Genomic DNA, 1,824 nt, shown 5'->3' with positions numbered 1-1,824 from the left:
AATCCAAAGACAAATTCTGCAGTGGTTATTATTAAGTTCATCAAAATTGTAACAAGAACTCTAATCTGAACATCTTTATGATTTTCTTCTAAACCATGAGTATGATTATGACTCATTATTTCACCTCTTAATTATCATATTATAGCATTATATTGCAGAAATTCAATTTTTTATTAAAGTTCTTTTTAATTTTATTCATTTTAAGAGCCTTTTTGCCAACCTAAGCAGTTTTTCTTATCTCCCAAGCCTTCCACGTCATCCTGAGGAGCGGTAGAGACGAAGGATCTCGAAATTAAAGGGAACACTCCCCCAAGGCTCCCCCATCCTTCCTTGTCATCCTAAGTGTAAGCGAAGGATCCTGATGTTTTGGGGGAGCATCGAGGGGGACTTTCCACCCCCTCGAATATAAGATTCTTCCTCGGCAAAAGTCGCCTCGTTAGAATGACCCCCATCATATCATACTGATTCCCTTTTTCCTGTCATCCTGAGTACGTTCGCTTCGCTCAGTGTAAACTTTAGTGAAGGATCTCATATTTGAGGGGTTAAAAGGCACCCCTCTCAAGACTCCCCCTGAAAGCATAAACGGATGAGATTCTTCGCTAACGCTCAGAATGACACATTGCAGTCATCCTGCGCTCTTCTCCTTGACGAAGTCAAGTGGAGTGATAGCAACGAAGGATATCATACTTTTGGGGGAGTATCGAGGGAAACTTTCTACTCTCCTCAAGAAAGGGTGCTATTTTACTTTTTTTTAGGTGATTTTTCGACAGGGTTTTTATTCTATACAGTGAAGAGATCTCTTCAAATTTTAAGAAGGAGGAAACTATGACAGTATTAGAGGAAAATGGAATTTTAGACATCATTGTAGAGAGTAATGGCAAAAAAAGGAGAGAAAGTGTTACAGGAATAAAACCTACCGTAACTGATGCCGATTTATATGAAATCGCAACATCTATTGCAAACCTTCTTGCTGAACCTGTTGCTCTTATTAGAAGAAGAATCTCAAAGACTTATACTGCATAAGGAGGTAAATAATGGCTAACACAAGCACAAAGGTAGTTAGACTTGTTTTTAAAACAGAAAATGGGAAAACCTACGCAATGGAGTTTAGTAATCCAAAAGATGGTATAACTACTGCCGAACTACAAGCACTTGGCAACCTCGTTGTTAGTAAAAATGCCATCTTAACTAAAAATGGAAACCTCGTTGAATTTGTTGATGGTGGAATTGTTGAAAGGAACTTTACAGACCTTATTCCATAGTTGAATTGCTTGACTCAGGCCAAAAAGCCTGAGTCAACTTTTTGGAGGAGATATATGGACGAAATTATAACAATTATCCAAAATGTGGGGTTTCCCATGGCTATTGCAACATATTTACTATTTGTTTTTGGTGCAAAAATTGATAGATTAAGCGATGCTGTAGAAAAGTTAGCAGGTTTAATTGATGAAATTGGAAAAGAAAAATGAGAAATATAAAGTATATAATTTTACACCATTCGGCAACTGAAGCTCCAGGTGATGGAAGTGCTGTTGCCGATGCAATTATGCTTAACCACAGAAAAAAGTGGCAAGTATCTTTTCCAAACTATGTTTGCGACTACCACTATATGATAGGACAAACTGGAAAGATCTTTAAAGGACAACCTGAAGAATTGCCCTCTTGGCATGCAACAAATTATAAGGTAAATTTAGAAAGTTTAGGAGTTTGCTTTCTTGGAAATTTTGAAGTAAGTTTAATGAGTAAAGAGCAATTTAATGCAGGTGTAAAACTCTTAAAAGAACTTGTTTTAAAATACGGCATTAAAAGTGAAAATGTTTTGAG

4 protein-coding genes are annotated in these 1,824 nt (G+C 36.8%); all 4 read left to right on the top strand.

What is annotated here, in order from left to right; translation table 11 throughout:
* Positions 1 to 825 precede the first annotated feature (825 nt).
* Complete coding sequence (locus tag K6343_04490) at positions 826 to 1,023, top strand: hypothetical protein (protein ID MEF3245223.1); 198 nt, start codon at positions 826 to 828, stop codon at positions 1,021 to 1,023.
* 11 nt (positions 1,024 to 1,034) lie between these two features.
* Positions 1,035 to 1,262: a DUF2922 domain-containing protein gene (locus K6343_04485; GenBank protein ID MEF3245222.1), complete on the top strand. Its 228-nt coding sequence runs from the start codon at positions 1,035 to 1,037 to the stop codon at positions 1,260 to 1,262.
* Between the two features lie 54 nt (positions 1,263 to 1,316).
* Positions 1,317 to 1,469, top strand: coding sequence for a YvrJ family protein (locus K6343_04480; GenBank protein ID MEF3245221.1), 153 nt, complete (start codon positions 1,317 to 1,319; stop codon positions 1,467 to 1,469).
* Positions 1,466 to 1,824, top strand: a 359-nt coding sequence (locus tag K6343_04475) for an N-acetylmuramoyl-L-alanine amidase (GenBank protein ID MEF3245220.1), incomplete at its 3' end; no start/stop codon positions are given. The genes K6343_04480 and K6343_04475, both read left to right, overlap by 4 nt.

Source organism: Caldisericaceae bacterium (assembly GCA_036574215.1).
GTDB lineage: Bacteria > Caldisericota > Caldisericia > Caldisericales > Caldisericaceae > Caldisericum.
Note: the sequence above shows the minus strand (reverse complement) of the source record. Positions and strands in the feature narration are given on the sequence as shown.